This window comes from Solitalea agri, assembly GCF_023914155.1.
Taxonomy (GTDB): Bacteria; Bacteroidota; Bacteroidia; order Sphingobacteriales; family Sphingobacteriaceae; genus Solitalea; species Solitalea agri.
This window is the reverse complement of the sequence record NZ_JAMWYS010000006.1, coordinates 192,349-207,051: the sequence shown is the minus strand read 5'-3', so window position 1 is coordinate 207,051 and position 14,703 is coordinate 192,349. Positions and strand designations below refer to the sequence as shown.

Here is a 14,703-nt window from a genome sequence, read left to right as displayed (position 1 = left end):
CTTAATTATTTTTAGCTCCGTCTGTTATCCACCCCAATATTAATTTTTTATCATTCTCACTCAATGGTGGACGTCCTGCTGGCATTCCCCCACCATTAACGGCAAGGTATAACACACTATTCGCAGGATCGGCGGTGTTGATATAGCCGCCGGAAATTAAATTGTTGTAGGTAGCTGGATAGATTAAGCCCGGAGCGTGAGTTGGTTTACTATCATGACATCCAGACATATTACAGTCGCGATCAAAGATTGGCTGTACATCGTTTTTTAGGCTGACACCCGTGGGGAGCCCTTCAAAGGAGGCAACCGTATCATAATAACACGCATGGAGTCCCCCTGAAGCACAGAAAAGTGCAACTATCAAGTAGATAAATTTCTTTTTCATAAGTCCGATATTTACTTTTTAATTCTCATCAGGCTATTGATTGTAATCTTGATAACATCGCCGATATTGGTATCATTGGGCAGAAAATCAGCCTTTTTTATATCGAATGTTGAATTGAAGCCAGCTGCATATGCAGTACCGATATCATATTTTGGGGCAAAACGCAATTTAATGGTGACAGTTTTTGTGATACCTAAGAAAGTAAACTCGGCATCTACCAAAAAACTTCCATCACTACTATATTTTCCAGTACCTGCTATCGTTTTAAGAGTGGCTTTGTTTGTAGGATCATCTGGAGGTACTGCTCCAATGGCCTTTGTTCCAAAAGAGGTTAGTAAACAACCAGTATCTCTGTTGGGTTCACCGGTATTGCAAGTATTTAATCGTACATAACCCTCAAACGCCAAGGTTTCAGGATGTGCTTCATCGAAAGCAAGACTGGTCATGAAAAATTCGTTGAACCTGCCTGTAAGCAGCGATCCGTACACTTTGTATTGTGTTTCCCAGCCTACATTGGAGTGCGATTTATCATGGTACCAAATATTTGATGCTGATGGCACAGTATTGCAATTGGTACAATTTACGACTTCCGTGCCGTGTGTAGGTTCATCCGGACCATTGATAGGGATTTCAGCAGAATCATCATGTTGACAGTGAACGGCAAAAAAACCCGTTGTTAGAACCAGCAAAGCGATTATTGTAAATTTAATTTTTTTCATAGTGGTTACTTTTTTGATAATGGACTATTTAGTTGATTTCTTAATTTGTCTTTGATGAATGAATATTCCAGCTTTGGATTTTAGCTGCTCAACTCATTTAGTTAACCGGATCAAAGAGAAGTTTTTAGAATTAATAAAAACAATTCAATGAGGAAAACTAAATGAAAATGACTTTAACGAATCTTTTAATGGAAGTTTGGAAATTTTACGCTTGAATCTTGTCTAGTTTTGTATTACATACGCTTACCGGAAAAGAAAAAGCTTGATAGAGGAGTATTTTAGCAAATAAGCGTATACTATAAATGAGGATGAATCCTGATGAAGTGCTGATAAGCAACCTTTAAAATCTTTATACAAATGGCGTTAAGTCTTGTAAGGAATCATGCCATTGTAAATCTGAACTGATAACAATTTAAACATAATTATTTGTTTAACCAATTTTCGATTTAAAGAAAATTATTTTATTGTTTAAGAATTTATGCTGGATTAGCTTGATTTGGTGAGTTAAATGATTTGAAATTTTAGGCCGAACTACTTACCTGAATTGTTAGGAAAAGATTTTAATTACGCGTTTAGGGCGTTTTTCGGTATTAATTTAAAGGTAGGAGGAGGAGGAGGAGAGGGGAAATAGTATTAAAATAAAAAAAGCCCCGACGTCTGTCGAGGCTTTGTACCCCAGGCGGGAATCGAACCCGCACGGCCTTAACGGCCACAGGATTTTAAGTCCTGCGTGTCTACCAGTTCCACCACCAGGGCGGGTACTAACCCAATAATTGTAAGAACAATTAAGAGCGAAAGACGAGATTCGAACTCGCGACCCCAACCTTGGCAAGGTTGTGCTCTACCAACTGAGCTACTTTCGCTAATAAAAAAGAGCTGTCTTTCAAGCTCTTTGAAATTTCGGACGTTTCCGAAATTTGTACCTCAGGCGGGAATCGAACCCGCACGGCCTTAACGGCCACAGGATTTTAAGTCCTGCGTGTCTACCAGTTCCACCACCAAGGCAGCCTTGTTATAAGAGAGCGAAAGACGAGATTCGAACTCGCGACCCCAACCTTGGCAAGGTTGTGCTCTACCAACTGAGCTACTTTCGCTTTTTGTATTTTAATTAAGACTTTTTAAAGAACGATTTTCTTTTGGAGCGAAAGACGAGATTCGAACTCGCGACCCCAACCTTGGCAAGGTTGTGCTCTACCAACTGAGCTACTTTCGCTTTTTATTACCCCTGATTGCTTTTGGGACTGCAAATATAGAGATTATCTAAGTTCTGTCAATACCGAATTTGCATTTTTTATTTGTTGAAGGACTATTTGTATGCTAAGGGTTTTATAATCAGCGAGAGAATTTTTTTAAAGAACTTGGTTTTTTTATTTTTTTGAATGTTCATTAATCACATTCCAAACCAAATCGCTCTCAAAACCTCGTGAAATCAGGTATTGTGAGATTTTAAATTTCCGTTTATAGTTGTCACTTTCTTTTTCAGAAGCATCTCTTTTTTCAAAAAGGTGGATTAAGGTTTGTTCGTAATCATTCCCGTCGATACTTGCCAGTCCTTTTTTAATGAGATTTTCAGAAACACCTTTAAGTTTTAAACCTTGTTTGATTTTAATCCGCCCCCATTGTTTCATTCTGAATTTGCCAAGGGAATACGCCCGTGCAAACCGCTCCTCATTAATGAAGTTATTTACAATTAGGTCACTGATAATTTCTTCAACAGCTTCAGTCCACAAACCCCATTCGTATAGCTTACTGCGAACCTCTTGTTGACTACGCTCCTGGTAGGCACAAAACTTTGACGCTTTTTCAAGAGCTATTTTAGGGTCTGTAATTCTTTTTTTGGGTGATTCATCCTGTAGCATAAATGCGAAAATAGAGAATGATGGTTCAAATTCTATATAACGATTGAGGAAATATTCTTTTCTATAAATTAAGCTTTTTACTATTGGGTCATTCTCTATATTTGTTGCACTATGCCTCTTTTCAATAATAAAATCCAATCCATTGCTAATCTGCTAAATGCTAAATCCGAATTAGCAGATGTTCATCAAACAATCGAAGTTTTAGCAACCGACAGCCGGAAAATATCTAATCCGGAGCAAACCTTGTTTTTTGCTTTGTCGGGTCAGCGTAATGGACATGAGTTTATTCCAGAGTTGATTGAAAAGGGAGTGAAAAACTTTGTGATCGCAGAGGACGAATGGTTAAAGAAGGGTTTGCCTGTTAACTTCCTGTTGGTTAATGATACCCTACATGCATTGCAAATACTTGCAACGGCTTATCGCAAATTGTTTTCGTACCCAGTTATAGGAATTACCGGTAGCAACGGAAAAACTATTGTAAAAGAATGGTTGTTTCAGCTGCTTTCAGTAGATCATCAAATTGTAAGAAGTCCTAAAAGCTATAATTCACAGATAGGAGTTCCTCTTTCAGTTTGGCAAATGAATGATGCGGCTAACCTGGCCATTTTTGAAGCAGGCATTTCCCGACCGGGAGAAATGCAGGTTTTAGAATCGATCATTAAGCCTACTATTGGGGTGCTTACCAATATTGGAGCAGCACATGACGAAGGTTTTGTTAATCGCCAAGAGAAGCTGGAAGAGAAGATGAAACTTTTTGATCATGTTAATCTGTTGATTTATCAAAAAGATGATCTGCAAAGCTATAAAGGAACAATTAACGCTGATAAAAAGGTTAACTGGTCGTTTAATGACAAATCGGCAACTGTATTTGTAAAAGAAGTAGATAGAAAGATAAATCACTCAAAAATCATTGCTGTTGTAAACGGTAAGGAGCAACAAATTGAGATACCATTTAGTGATGAGGCTTCCATCAAGAATGCTATTATCTGTTGGTGTGTGCTGTTGGCATTAGATATTCCGCAAGAGCAGATTAAGAGGCGAATGAAAGAGTTGGCTCCTATTGAGATGCGATTAAAATTGCGGAATGGGATGAATAACTGCACAATAATTAACGATAGCTATAACTCTGATATAGGTTCGTTGGAAATTGCTCTTGATTTTTTAAAACAACAACAGCAACATGCTAAGAAAACGTTAATCCTTTCTGACATTGTTCAGTCGGGCAGTTCTCCAAAGGAGCTTTATGCAAAAGTTGCTAAATTACTGTATGCTGCAAAGATTGATAATCTGATTGGCATTGGTCCTGAGATATCTTCTCAGGCTCATTTATTCAAACTGGAAAAAGAGTTTTATAATGATACAGAAGCGTTTCTGGAGCAATTCACAGCTTCAAGATTCAATAACGAAAGTATCTTACTTAAAGGGGCACGTAGGTTTGAATTTGAACAAATTAGTAAACTTTTAGAACAAAAGGTTCATGAAACAGTGTTTGAGATCAATTTGAATGCACTTATTCAAAATTTAAACTATTATAAATCAAAGCTGAATCCAGGAACCAAATTAATGGCCATGGTAAAAGCCTTTTCATACGGAAGCGGAAGTTTTGAGATTGCCAATGTATTGCAATTTCATAAAGTCGACTACCTGGCGGTTGCTTACGTTGACGAAGGCGTGGTTCTGCGAAAGAGCGGAATTAAGCTGCCTATTATGGTTATGAGCCCAGATGTTTCGGCTTTTCAAGGTATGGTTCAGGCCAATTTAGAACCGGAAATCTATAACTTCAGAATTTTGAATGAGTTGATTAGTTTTCTGGAAGTCAATTCTAAACGGGAATATCTTATCCATTTAAAAATTGATACCGGAATGCATCGACTCGGTTTTTTAGAAACCGATATCGATAAGCTCATTGAGATTTTAAATCTGCATCCAAATCTGAAAGTCGCTTCTGTTTTCTCTCATTTGGCAGCTAGTGAAGATGCTGCTGAAGATGGATTTACAGCTACTCAGCTAGCGATATTAAAACGAGTTTGCATTAAATTAGAAAACGCTCTCGGCTATACCTTTATTAAACACATTTGCAATACAGCCGGTATTAGTCGTCATCCGGAAGCTCATTTAGATATGGTGCGCCTAGGCTTGGGAATTTATGGTATTGACAGCGCTGTTAAGAATAATCGACTTTTACAGCCAATTGGTACATTGAAAACAACCATTACCCAAATAAAAGACTTAGAGCCTGGAGATACAGTGAGTTATAATCGAAGAGGATTGATCACTAAACCATCGAGAATTGCTACTGTAAAATTGGGTTATGCTGATGGCTATAGCCGAAAATTAGGTTATGGAGTGGGAGAGATGTTGGTAAATGGGCATAGAGTGCCAATAATTGGTACAGTTTGTATGGATATGCTGATGCTCGATGTTACTGGAATAGATTGTAGAGAAACCGACGAAGTGATCGTTTTTAATGAAGAATTACGGGTAGATGAACTGGCCGAAAAAATTGGAACCATACCTTATGAAGTGCTTACTGGAATTTCCCAACGCGTTAAGCGAGTGTATGTTTATGAATAGATTTTAATTTATTGATTTCGCAAAGATTATATTTAGCCCATACTTTTGATATTAACTTAAAAACAACATTGAATGGACGATATTGGTAAACTACGTCGCAAAGCAAGAGCAAGAAGTGTTTGGAAAGTTCTTTTTGGTTTTTTTATAAAAGGGCTTCTGTTTGTACTGCCGCTGGGACTAACCTTTTATATTATTGCAAGCGGTATCCGATTTGTTGACAGTTTAATTGTTTTTGGTGATTTGAAAATTCCAGGTTTGGGCCTGGCTATTGTTTTGGTTTCCATAACATTTGTAGGCGTTTTGGTAACCTATTTGATCACCGAACCCATTTCGAATTATTTTGAAAGGCTTTTAAATAAAATTCCTGTTTTTAAACTTATTTATTCATCCATTAAAGACTTTATGGAGGCCTTTTTTGGTGATGAAAAGAAGTTTAATGAACCAGTGGTGGTGCAAATAAATGAGCTGGGTTTAAAAAAGGTAGGTTTTATAACACAAAAAGACTTGTCGATATTAGGATTGGAGGATGAAGTGGGGGTGTATTTTCCGCATTCTTATAACTTCTCAGGAGAGTTTTTCATTGTTCCGTCAAAATATGTAAAACCGTTGCAGCTGAATTCTGGTGAAGTAATGAAGTTTACCGTTTCAGGAGGAGTTAGCGATTTAAAGTAACTATTAATATCTGCATATGAAGGGTCAAAAGGTTTGCCTGGTACTGGGTAGCGGTGGTGCCAGAGGGGTTTCTCAAATAGGAGTGATCGAAGAGCTTGAGAAAAAAGGTTTTGTAATTTCTCGTATTGCAGGGTGTTCAATGGGGGCACTTATCGGAGGTGTTTATTGCGTCGATCACTTACAAACCTATAAAAACTGGATCATCAACCTGGAAAAACGAGATGTTTTTAAATTACTCGATTTTACGCTTTCAGGAGGTGGATTTGTTAGAGGTGATCGGGTGCTTGGAGCAATTGAAGAGCTAGTTGGTAGTCATAAGATCGAAAATTTTAAAATTCCTTTTACGGCAGTAGCAACTGACGTTAACGCCCAACAGGAAATTTATTTTAATAGTGGTGACTTGTTTAAAGCGATTAGGGCCTCAATTGCTATTCCTACGATTTTTACTCCGGTGATTGAAAACGGGAAAGTACTATTGGATGGAGGTTTATTAAACCCATTACCAATTGCTGTAGCTAACCGACAACCTGATGAATTACTTGTTGTGGTGAATGTAAACGCAAGTTCCACTCCATTAAAAGTAGCTGTTAGTGAAACTGCTGATCCGCAGGTTAAGGGAAAAGGACTTTGGGATAGTTGGCTCTCATCGTTCTTTACTATGGATATGCATTCAAATGAATCAAATGAAAAGATCGGAATGTTTGGATTGTTAAATCGATCTTTTGAGCTCATTCAAGATAGACTATCTCAACTAATGCTCGAAACACATAAGCCTGATCTGTTAATCAATGTTTCGAGAAATTCGTGTGGAAGTTTTGAATTTTATAGGGCTGCCGAGCTAATAGAAGTAGGCAAGTTAAGCTTTAATTTGGCATACAGTGATTACCTAAAGAAATTAGAATCAAATCTGGTGTCAAAATAAATTGGATTGTAAATGGGGCTTCATTTACAATCCAAACTTTACTTAAGCCTTAGAAGTTAGGCTTAATTACATATTTATTGTAGAAACGAACAATGTGCTCTACAGCTTCTTCGGCAGTATCTACTAAACGGAATAAATTCTTGTCTTCAGGAGAAACGTATCCTCCTTCTTCCAATTCCCGTTGTATCCAATCCAGTAAGCCACCCCAATACTCTTTTCCTACCAATACAATTGGAAAACGTGCCACTTTGCCGGTTTGAATCAATGTTAAGGCTTCAAAAAGCTCATCCATAGTACCGAAACCACCAGGCAACACTACAAATCCCTGTGAGTATTTTACAAACATTACCTTACGAACAAAGAAATAATCATAGGTCATGATTTTGTCCTTGTCGATAAAAGCGTTATGAAACTGCTCATGTGGGAGTTCTATATTTAAACCTACCGATTTACCGCCGGTAGAATGAGCACCCTTATTAGCGGCTTCCATAATACCGGGGCCACCACCTGAAATGATTCCATAGCCGTTTAAAGTTAACTGTCGTGCAATTTCTACAGCGGTTTCATAGTATTTACTTCCAGGTTTTACTCTCGCTGAACCAAAAATTGAAACACAAGGTCCAATTCTGGCCATCGTTTCAAAACCTTTTACAAATTCAGCCATGATCTTGAAGATCTGCCATGAATCAGTAACTTTTACCTCTGGCCAGTCTTTATTGGTAAATCCTTCACGAATTCGCTCGTCATTGATTAAATCATCATTCATCATATCTTCCTAATTATGACCTCATTTGAGGTCTTCTGTTTCTAGTTAAACGTTTAAGGCCGATTCTTTGTTCAATTTCGTATCGGTGGCCGATGTAGAAGGAGCCTTTGAAATTATATAAAGCCCTAAAAAGGTAATTAAGCCATTAATAATTAATAATTCAAGACCAATATGAAAATCGCCAAAAAGTGCTTTTTGATACTTATCAAGCAGGAAACAAAGTGCAGGTGCCGCAAGGCAAATGATTGGCACCAGTTTTTCATTTAAAATACGTTTTGTTAAAATACCAAATGAGAATAAACCAAGTAATGGGCCATAGGTATAACCGGCAAGCTTTAGTATCAAACCAATCATGCTTGGATTATTAGCTTGTTTGAATACCATTACCAAAACCAAAAACACTAAAGCAAAGCTTAAATGTACACGTTGACGTATCTTTTTCTTTTGCTCATTGGTCCAGATTTTATTGCGTTGCAGGCCAATTATATCAATACAAAACGATGAGGTTAATGCCGTGATGGCTCCATCGGCACTTGGGAAAAGAGCCGAAATCAAGGCGATGATAAATATCACTGAAATTATTGGTGGTATATGAGAGCCCAAAGCAATTGTTGGGAACAGTTTATCGCCAGCGGCTGTTACTCCAATTTGTTGTGCATATAAATGAAGCAATCCTCCTAACACCAAAAACAGTCCGATTACAAATAGCATAATGAATGCAAGAGTAACCATGTTCTTTTGCGCGTCTTTAAGGTTTTTTACAGATATATTTTTTTGCATCATTTCCTGGTCCATTCCGGTCATGGTAATGGTGATAAATGCGCCTGCCAGAATCTGCTTAACAAAGAACAGTTTATCATTAACATCAGTAAAAAAGATCTTAGCATAACCCGCCGAACTCATAGCTTCGAAACCAGCCGGTAATGAAAGATTCATCTGTTTTAAAATATAGAATACACAAATTACTAAACCAGCTAACATACACGTTGTTTGTAATGTATCGGTCCAAACAATGGTTTTTACCCCTCCCTCATAGGTATACAATAAAATCATTAAAAGAATGATCAACGTAGTTAGCCAAAACGGAACATGAAATTGTGATAAAATGGCTTCCTGTAAAATGTTTACAACCAGGTAAAGTCGTGCTGTAGCACCTACTGTTCTGGAAATTATAAAGAATGAAGCGCCTGTTTTATAAGAAGTAAAACCTAAGCGGCTATTTAGATAACTGTAAATGGATGTTAAATTTAACCGATAATACAGCGGTAACAAAACGAAAGCAATGGCCAGGTAGCCAATAAAATAGCCAATTGTGATTTGCAAATAGGCAAATGATTCACTTCCAACGCCACCGGGAACACTTACAAATGTTACTCCTGAAAGGGATGTACCAATCATTCCAAATGCAACCAACATCCAGTTAGAGCTTTTATTGCCAATGAAAAATGTATCATTTCCGGCATTTCGGGAGGTGAAGTAAGCTACTACCAGTAAAATAACGAAATACAGTGCAACGAATGTGAAGAGTAAGGATGCCGACATGCTTGTTTTATTAGTTTATATAAATTGGTTTGTACAATTGGCTAAATACGGAAAAATCCAAAATACTTTCTATTTTATTTTCTTTGCGTCATTTATTTTTTACGCTTAGTATAGTTAATATTCTAGCGGGTAATAATTGTTCATACCGTTTTGCCTGTGCATATTTGTAGTTTATTGTAAGCAACGCATGCAGTTTTCATCGAAATTACTGGAAGAAGCAGTTAACGAATTTTCAAAATTGCCAGGCATAGGCTCTAAAACGGCCCTTAGATTGGTTTTACATTTACTTAATCAGAATAGCGATGAGGTTACGCATTTTGGCAATACTATTATAAAACTTCGCCAGAACATTCGGTTTTGCACTAATTGCGGGAATATTTCCGATACTCCTGTTTGTGAAATATGTACCCATCCCAAACGAGACCGGTCATTGGTTTGTGTTGTTGAAGATAGTCGGGATGTTATGGCGATTGAGAATACCCAGCAATTTAATGGTTTGTATCATGTTTTAAATGGATTGATTTCGCCAATGGAAGGAGTGGGACCTTCTGATTTAAATATCAACAGATTAGTAGAACGTGTTGCTTCTGGAGAACCTACAGAAATTATTTTGGCCTTGAATCCAACTATGGAAGGTGATACCACTATTTTCTATCTATATAAAAAGCTGAAAGATTTTAATGTGAAGATCACCACCATTGCACGCGGAATTTCTTTTGGTGGTGAAATTGAATACGCTGATGAACTTACGCTCGGTCGGTCAATTGCTACTCGTGTGCTTTATGAGAATAGCTTGTTGAAGTAATTAATGAATTATAATAAAAACGACCTTTATTGTCTTATAAAGGTCGTTTTTTTGTTTTATTGAATTATACCGTCAACAGGATAAATTGTACCTCCCTTTGATTTAATAGGGTCTCCTAAAGTCATATCTCCTAGTTTAACTTTACCATCAGCTCCTTTAATAAAATTCAATGGATTGCCCCCTTGTCCGGTCAATCCACCTGCCAATAAAGCTGTTGGGTCTAAATTACCTGGAATAATGTGCTTTTTAAGCATATTAGTAAGATTGCCAAGGTTTTCAGGTTTGGCTAAATCAGTAAGGGCGGATCCACCTAATTTAGACAATGCATCGTTTGTAGGAGCTAGAAATGTAAGAGGGGAACCTCCGCCTAACAAAGTTTTATCTAATCCAGTTTGTTTAAGAAGCCCTGCAATAGAAGATAGCTGTGGATTGCTAGCTATAGAACTTAACATGCTGGGTGCACTGCAATTAGTTGTAATGGTAATAACCAATAGCATTGCAAAAGCGAGGCGATAGAAGATAAATTTCATAAGCGTAATTTTTAGAATGGGTTTGAGACTAAATGAATTTGGGAAGTTTAATTTACGGAAATTCTAATTATTAAGATAAATTCGCTTTTGGAATTCGCTCTTAACTTAAAGAAAGATTCTTAAGCCAAACTAAAATGAATTTAAAAAACAAAGTAGTTGTAATTACCGGTGCTTCATCGGGAATCGGAAAAGCTTGTGCCGAAGAGTTTGCCAAACAAGGAGCTAACCTCGTTTTAGGTGCGCGTCAGTACATTGCATTGTGCGAATTAGGTCAGCAACTAGAGCAGCAATATGGTGTAAGAGTAGTGGCGGTAGGATGTGATGTTAGCCATGAAGAAGATTGCCGTACACTTATTGGCCAGGCTAAACTTACATTCGGTAAAATTGATGTGTTGGTAAACAATGCAGGAATATCAATGCGTGCCTTGTTTAAAGACCTTGATCTTAATGTATTAAAGCAATTAATGGATGTTAACTTTTGGGGAACAGTTTATTGTACTAAATACGCCTTGCCAGAGATTATAAAATCAAAAGGGTCAATTGTGGCGGTATCATCAATTGCAGGTTATAAAGGCTTACCGGGCCGAACAGGATATTCTGCATCTAAGTTTGCAATGCAGGGCTTTATGGAGTCATTGCGAGTTGAAAACCTGAAAAACGATGTGCATGTAATGGTAGCCTGCCCAGGGTTTACCTCTTCTAATATTAGAAACGTGGCCTTAAACAAAAACAACGAGCAACAAGGCGAGACATCTATGGACGAAAGCAAAATGATGTCATCAGAAGAAGTGGCAAAGATAATTGTGAATGGGGTAGAGAAACGTAAACGTGATTTAATTATGACTGGTCAAGGTAAACTAACTGTCTTTTTAAGCAAATGGTTTCCTAAGTTGACAGATAAATTAGTTTATAATCACTTTACTAAGGAAAAAGATCCTTTACTTAGTTAACACTTCATATCATATCGATATTGGCCCAAGGTTTTCAGCCTTGGGCTTTTTTTTCAATTTTAAATCAGTTTTCAAAAATCTGTGACTGTCTTATTTTTGTAATTATGATGATTGATTTTATTGCCAATATTTCTGATGGATTTGTGTCGACTGATATTGTTCGAAAAAGAAATATTCCATACGTAAACCCAACTAGCTCTGATTTTAATCAAGAACGCCATTCATTAAACATTTTTTCACCTTCAGTATCAGGTAATTCTGATGTATTGATTTTTGTGCATGGGGGTGAATGGGATAGTGGCAATAAAAACTTGTATGGTCGGATGGGCAAAGGTTTTTGCAATAGAAATGTGGTTTTTGTCGCCATTAACTATCGATTGGCTCCTGTTTTTAATCATAAAGATATGGCCTATGATGTGGCTCGGGCTGTTAAATGGGTGAAAGAATCGATCTCAAACTATGGAGGTAATCCGGAAAGAATCTTTCTGTCTGGCCATTCAGCTGGAGGATATTTAACAGCACTTACGGGTTTAGATACTCGTTTTTTTGAACTGGCTGCAATCTCAAATCCATTGAAAGGACTGATTCTGATTGACAGTTTTTTACTTGATCTTCATGATTTCTTTACAATTACCGACCCTGATTGGGCAAAAAAATATTATCATTTGTTTGGCGATAATAGAGAGGGGTGGAAGGATGCAACTCCTTTGAACTACCTGAAGCAAACAGCTATTCCCATGCTAAGTTTTTTGGGCACTAAAACTTATCCGGGAATTATGCTGGGTAATGACCGATTCAGAAAGCAATGTGAACTCGATGGTAAGAAACTGGAGTTTAATATCATTAAAAACAAAGCTCACAAGGCTATGATAACCCAACTGTTTTTTATGAATTGTCCGATGTACGATACCATTCTCAATTTTATCAGAAGGAATTAATCACTTGATGCTTCCTCAATGATCAATTGCGGAAGTTCAGTTTTTTCGTATTCATGAAGAAGATCGAGTGATAGTACTGAATGTCCGTTTTGCTGGCTGATCATAGGAACAAATCTGGCACCCCAAACTAAGTCGTGATGTACGTATGAATGGCGTGAATACACTGTTTGAGAGTAGATCTCATCAAAAGCTTTAACCGATATCAGTATTTCCATTTCAGCACCTAAAAGCTGTTCCTGAGTATAACCTGATAAAATACTTTTCTCATCAACTGGATGAACTACGGTCCAACTCATTGGGAAGAAACTGACTTTCGCTCTTTCCAGCTTCAAATCAAAATACCTGCGAATTTTTCGACCTTCTTCATCCACCATAATTGAATATATAACCTTAAGCTCTGTTTCAATTAATTGTGTTTTTCGGCCATTAACGATTCTAAACATCAGGCCGAGTCCATCTTTATAGGGCGCTATGATGATATTTTTACTGAATAAAACTTTTGCCCCAGGACGAGAAAAGCGACCGTAGAGCAAGCCTGTTGCCAAGGCAAAACCTAAAAGACCCAGTAAGCACTCAAAAGCAGCCACACCGCTCATCCAATAATTACTCGGACTTAAGTGTCCGTAGCCAACTGTTGAAAGTGTTTGAGCGCTAAAAAAGAAACAGTCTAAAAATTGTTCGAGTACTTCTCTGCCATGTGCGCCGTTTAAATACTCGGTCCCAAGCATTAGGTATATAATCGCAAAAAAGCTATTGATTAGAATAAACCACAATAAAACGATAATCCCGAACTTACCCCAACTCATGGTGATTAGGCTGTTGTAAACATCCTGGATATTGGTCGTAGAGCTGCCCACACGTTTCACATTAAAGCTACCATCGTTGTTGATTGATCGGTTGCTGCCGGTCAATTTCTCACTGAAGCCCAAATCGTGTAATTCGTCTTTGGAAAATCTGTTTTTTATCCGGTTGAAATTCATACTTGCTTTAAATTCTTTTGCTTCTTGAGTTTATTGTCCAGTCTTAGTGCAAAGGTCTTCGCTTAATGATTCCACCTTTGGTCTCATTAATACTATGCATAATAACAAAAGCACGAGGGTCAATTTTTTCTATTTCCGATCGGAGTTTTGAAACTTCTAATCGGGTAATAACAGTAAATACAATATCAATTTCTTTATTCTGATATACACCTGACCCAAATCCACGTTCACCTTTATAAATGGTAACCCCTCGTCCAAGGTTATTAATGATCGATTCTTTGATCTGATGGCTTTTAATGGAAATGATGGTTACTCCGGTATACTCTTCAATACCTTGAATAATAAAATCAACTGTTTTCGAAGCCGATAAATAGGTAAGAATAGAATACATAGCCGCTTCAATACCTAATAAAAATGCTGCAACGGTAAATATTAAAATGTTTATAATGAGGATGGTATCACCTATGGTAAATACTGACTTTCGGGTAATGTAAACGGCAAGGATCTCAGTTCCGTCGATAACAGCTCCCCCTCTGACAGCAAGTCCAATACCTCCGCCTAAAAAGAAACCGCCAAAAATGGAGATTAAGAGTTTATCCGAAGTCACTACTTGAAAATCAATGGTTGATACAACAATGGCTAACCCTGTAATAGCAGCAAGTGTCCATAGAGCGAATTTTTTGCCTATTTGTTTATATCCTAAAAAGATAAAAGGAATATTTAGCGTGAAGATCAGTATGGAGAAAGGAATATGAGTTACATGGTTTATTAAAAGAGAAATACCGGTCACTCCACCATCAATAAATCCATTTGGGATTAAAAAACTTTTTAGTCCAAAAGCCGCTGAAAATACACCTAAAACAGAAAGTATGGCAGCGGTGATGTTAGTTCGAACATTAAGTCGATGTATGGTTTTACTTTTGTTAGACATATCAACAAATCTATCTTATTGATAGTTTAAATCATAATGGGGCCATCATTAAAAGTAAAACATGTCTTGCTGTTTTTATACTTAACTAAGGGTTTAAATAATTTTCCGGGATCAGCAATTTCATATTTAA

Annotated in this window: 14 protein-coding genes and 5 tRNA genes; 6 read left to right on the top strand and 13 right to left on the bottom strand. The window is 37.3% G+C overall.

Annotated features, from left to right (window positions below; all coding sequences use genetic code 11):
- Position 1 precedes the first annotated feature (1 nt).
- The 8 genes from NF867_RS02240 to NF867_RS02205 all read right to left on the bottom strand — a co-directional run bounded on the left by NF867_RS02240 (position 2) and on the right by NF867_RS02205 (position 2,963).
- The gene (locus tag NF867_RS02240; protein WP_252585911.1) at positions 2–385 is read right to left on the bottom strand and encodes a hypothetical protein; all 384 of its coding nucleotides are present in this window, start codon (positions 383–385) and stop codon (positions 2–4) included.
- Positions 386–396: 11 nt separating this feature from the next.
- Entirely contained in the window at positions 397–1,104 is a 708-nt protein-coding gene (locus NF867_RS02235) for a YceI family protein (RefSeq protein WP_252585910.1), read from the bottom strand.
- Positions 1,105–1,775: 671 nt separating this feature from the next.
- A tRNA-Leu gene (locus tag NF867_RS02230) sits at positions 1,776–1,860 on the bottom strand.
- Positions 1,861–1,894: 34 nt separating this feature from the next.
- A tRNA-Gly gene (locus tag NF867_RS02225) sits at positions 1,895–1,967 on the bottom strand.
- 57 nt (positions 1,968–2,024) lie between these two features.
- Positions 2,025–2,109 (bottom strand) — tRNA-Leu (locus NF867_RS02220).
- 16 nt (positions 2,110–2,125) lie between these two features.
- Positions 2,126–2,198: transfer RNA gene (locus NF867_RS02215), tRNA-Gly, on the bottom strand.
- A gap of 43 nt (positions 2,199–2,241) precedes the next feature.
- A tRNA-Gly gene (locus NF867_RS02210) sits at positions 2,242–2,317 on the bottom strand.
- Between the two features lie 154 nt (positions 2,318–2,471).
- Positions 2,472–2,963, bottom strand: a complete 492-nt coding sequence (locus NF867_RS02205) for a regulatory protein RecX (protein WP_252585909.1) — start codon at positions 2,961–2,963, stop codon at positions 2,472–2,474.
- Positions 2,964–3,074: 111 nt separating this feature from the next.
- Here NF867_RS02205 and NF867_RS02200 point away from each other — a divergent pair, with 111 nt between their 5' ends.
- The 3 genes from NF867_RS02200 to NF867_RS02190 all read left to right on the top strand — a co-directional run bounded on the left by NF867_RS02200 (position 3,075) and on the right by NF867_RS02190 (position 7,131).
- Positions 3,075–5,537 (top strand): bifunctional UDP-N-acetylmuramoyl-tripeptide:D-alanyl-D-alanine ligase/alanine racemase, encoded by a 2,463-nt coding sequence (locus tag NF867_RS02200; RefSeq protein WP_252585908.1) that lies wholly within the window; start codon positions 3,075–3,077, stop codon positions 5,535–5,537.
- 72 nt (positions 5,538–5,609) lie between these two features.
- Positions 5,610–6,209, top strand: coding sequence for a DUF502 domain-containing protein (locus NF867_RS02195; protein WP_252585907.1), 600 nt, complete (start codon positions 5,610–5,612; stop codon positions 6,207–6,209).
- Positions 6,210–6,225: 16 nt separating this feature from the next.
- Positions 6,226–7,131 (top strand): patatin-like phospholipase family protein, encoded by a 906-nt coding sequence (locus NF867_RS02190; protein WP_252585906.1) that lies wholly within the window; start codon positions 6,226–6,228, stop codon positions 7,129–7,131.
- Between the two features lie 49 nt (positions 7,132–7,180).
- Here NF867_RS02190 and NF867_RS02185 read toward each other — a convergent pair whose 3' ends face one another.
- Both NF867_RS02185 and NF867_RS02180 read right to left on the bottom strand, forming a co-directional pair.
- Complete coding sequence (locus tag NF867_RS02185; protein ID WP_252585933.1) at positions 7,181–7,897, bottom strand: LOG family protein; 717 nt, start codon at positions 7,895–7,897, stop codon at positions 7,181–7,183.
- Between the two features lie 45 nt (positions 7,898–7,942).
- Positions 7,943–9,439 carry a sodium:solute symporter gene (locus NF867_RS02180; RefSeq protein WP_252585905.1) on the bottom strand — a complete coding sequence of 499 codons (1,497 nt, stop codon included), beginning with the start codon at positions 9,437–9,439 and terminating at the stop codon, positions 7,943–7,945.
- A gap of 187 nt (positions 9,440–9,626) precedes the next feature.
- On the opposite strand from NF867_RS02180, the gene recR reads away from it, so the two are divergent.
- On the top strand, positions 9,627–10,244 hold the full coding sequence (recR, locus tag NF867_RS02175) for a recombination mediator RecR (protein WP_252585904.1): 618 nt from the start codon (positions 9,627–9,629) through the stop codon (positions 10,242–10,244).
- A gap of 56 nt (positions 10,245–10,300) precedes the next feature.
- On the opposite strand, the gene NF867_RS02170 is transcribed toward recR, so the two are convergent.
- The gene (locus NF867_RS02170) at positions 10,301–10,774 is read right to left on the bottom strand and encodes a fasciclin domain-containing protein (protein WP_252585903.1); all 474 of its coding nucleotides are present in this window, start codon (positions 10,772–10,774) and stop codon (positions 10,301–10,303) included.
- 134 nt (positions 10,775–10,908) lie between these two features.
- Here NF867_RS02170 and NF867_RS02165 point away from each other — a divergent pair, with 134 nt between their 5' ends.
- Together NF867_RS02165 and NF867_RS02160 are read left to right on the top strand one after the other, a co-directional pair.
- Entirely contained in the window at positions 10,909–11,724 is an 816-nt protein-coding gene (locus NF867_RS02165) for an SDR family oxidoreductase (RefSeq protein ID WP_252585902.1), read from the top strand.
- A 104-nt stretch (positions 11,725–11,828) separates the two neighbouring features.
- Positions 11,829–12,662 (top strand): alpha/beta hydrolase, encoded by an 834-nt coding sequence (locus tag NF867_RS02160; RefSeq protein ID WP_252585901.1) that lies wholly within the window; start codon positions 11,829–11,831, stop codon positions 12,660–12,662.
- On the opposite strand, the gene NF867_RS02155 is transcribed toward NF867_RS02160, so the two are convergent.
- Positions 12,659–13,642, bottom strand: a complete 984-nt coding sequence (locus NF867_RS02155) for an ion channel (protein ID WP_252585900.1) — start codon at positions 13,640–13,642, stop codon at positions 12,659–12,661. The two genes, NF867_RS02160 and NF867_RS02155, sit on opposite strands and share 4 nt — an antisense overlap.
- Before the next feature lie 43 nt (positions 13,643–13,685).
- Positions 13,686–14,573 (bottom strand): YitT family protein, encoded by an 888-nt coding sequence (locus NF867_RS02150; RefSeq protein WP_252585899.1) that lies wholly within the window; start codon positions 14,571–14,573, stop codon positions 13,686–13,688.
- Positions 14,574–14,703 lie beyond the last annotated feature (130 nt).

What these genes read in the sequence shown, in the direction of transcription:
- NF867_RS02240 (WP_252585911.1), bottom strand. Translation starts at nt 385, where the DNA reads ATGAAAAAGAAATTTATCTACTTGATAGTTGCACTTTTCTGTGCTTCA.
- NF867_RS02235 (WP_252585910.1), bottom strand. Translation starts at nt 1,104, where the DNA reads ATGAAAAAAATTAAATTTACAATAATCGCTTTGCTGGTTCTAACAACG.
- NF867_RS02205 (WP_252585909.1), bottom strand. Translation starts at nt 2,963, where the DNA reads ATGCTACAGGATGAATCACCCAAAAAAAGAATTACAGACCCTAAAATA.
- NF867_RS02200 (WP_252585908.1), top strand. Translation starts at nt 3,075, where the DNA reads ATGCCTCTTTTCAATAATAAAATCCAATCCATTGCTAATCTGCTAAAT.
- NF867_RS02195 (WP_252585907.1), top strand. Translation starts at nt 5,610, where the DNA reads ATGGACGATATTGGTAAACTACGTCGCAAAGCAAGAGCAAGAAGTGTT.
- NF867_RS02190 (WP_252585906.1), top strand. Translation starts at nt 6,226, where the DNA reads ATGAAGGGTCAAAAGGTTTGCCTGGTACTGGGTAGCGGTGGTGCCAGA.
- NF867_RS02185 (WP_252585933.1), bottom strand. Translation starts at nt 7,897, where the DNA reads ATGAATGATGATTTAATCAATGACGAGCGAATTCGTGAAGGATTTACC.
- NF867_RS02180 (WP_252585905.1), bottom strand. Translation starts at nt 9,439, where the DNA reads ATGTCGGCATCCTTACTCTTCACATTCGTTGCACTGTATTTCGTTATT.
- recR (WP_252585904.1), top strand. Translation starts at nt 9,627, where the DNA reads ATGCAGTTTTCATCGAAATTACTGGAAGAAGCAGTTAACGAATTTTCA.
- NF867_RS02170 (WP_252585903.1), bottom strand. Translation starts at nt 10,774, where the DNA reads ATGAAATTTATCTTCTATCGCCTCGCTTTTGCAATGCTATTGGTTATT.
- NF867_RS02165 (WP_252585902.1), top strand. Translation starts at nt 10,909, where the DNA reads ATGAATTTAAAAAACAAAGTAGTTGTAATTACCGGTGCTTCATCGGGA.
- NF867_RS02160 (WP_252585901.1), top strand. Translation starts at nt 11,829, where the DNA reads ATGATGATTGATTTTATTGCCAATATTTCTGATGGATTTGTGTCGACT.
- NF867_RS02155 (WP_252585900.1), bottom strand. Translation starts at nt 13,642, where the DNA reads ATGAATTTCAACCGGATAAAAAACAGATTTTCCAAAGACGAATTACAC.
- NF867_RS02150 (WP_252585899.1), bottom strand. Translation starts at nt 14,573, where the DNA reads ATGTCTAACAAAAGTAAAACCATACATCGACTTAATGTTCGAACTAAC.